Annotated in this window: 1 pseudogene; it reads left to right on the top strand. The window is 39.5% G+C overall.

The window, feature by feature from the left end:
- Positions 1-486 precede the first annotated feature (486 nt).
- Positions 487-1,035: pseudogene (locus IQ219_RS20310) on the top strand (hypothetical protein); the annotation flags it as partial.

Genomic DNA, 1,035 nt, shown 5'->3' with positions numbered 1-1,035 from the left:
AGGGCACTGAGAAATTAATGAAAGTTTATCAGTCCCTTTATAGTCGCTTAAATCCCCAAGCCCAATCATTGATCCGAAATAAATTAGAGGAAAAAACTGGCATCAAATTCAGCTAATTTCTGTAACTTTATAAAATTCAAAAATATGAACGAAATATTGAACGTTCTTCCCTGGGGGAAATTGAGGCACAACAAAATTGATTGTTTATTATTTATTTCATTTCTCCTAATCAGCTTTTGGCTCTTTCCCCACCAGGAAAAGGCCTGGGGACAGGAAAAAGACTTTGTTGTTAAAAAGATTGATCTTAGCCAGTATGGAACATCAGCTTCCATCGCTCAAGATCCTAAGTCGGAACAACTGGCGATCGGTTTTAATAACTGTAATCTGATTTTTTTAGATAATAGTTTAAACTGGAAAGACAAGCTATTTCTCAAGGATTGTAAGAGATTTTTTCGGGCCAGATATGGAAATCTTGAGGGAAAATCATTGCTAATTTCTTCCATTTACACAGGCAGTAGTGTTCTGTCCAACTCCCAAGCAAAGTTTGATATTCCCCTCCATAAAGCTGCGGTTACTGACTCGCTAATTATCCAAGATTATTTACTATCTTCCTCCGACGATGGTACTGTACAAATTTCCAGGATCATTGATCTTTCTCCGCCCCAAGTCAACACATTAAAACTCTATGAGTCCATTGGTGTAGCTAGAAATCTCGCCTTTTTTCGTGCCCCCAATGCCGAAGCTGACAAGGTAGCTGTTAGCTATGACACTGGTGAAATTACCATTTTCACCATCGACCGCAACACGTTACGTAATCCCGTCCAACCAACTACCTTCAAAAATATAAATAGTCGGGTTAACACGTTTAAATTTACCCCTGATGGCTCAAAGCTACTGATTGGTTACTTCACGGGGGAACTGGTGGAAATAGACCTAATTAGCGGTGCCAGTAGGACTCTTTTCAAAGTGGATTCCTGGCTAAATGCGTTAGACATTAATTCCCAAAATTTAGTGGCGATCGCCGATGATCAAGGC

Origin of the sequence: Synechocystis sp. LEGE 06083, assembly GCF_015207725.1 — a bacterium.
In the GTDB taxonomy this organism is placed as follows: Bacteria; Cyanobacteriota; Cyanobacteriia; order Cyanobacteriales; family Microcystaceae; genus Synechocystis; species Synechocystis salina.
The sequence above is the reverse complement of the archived record's forward strand: the minus strand, read 5'-3'. Positions and strand labels throughout refer to the sequence as shown.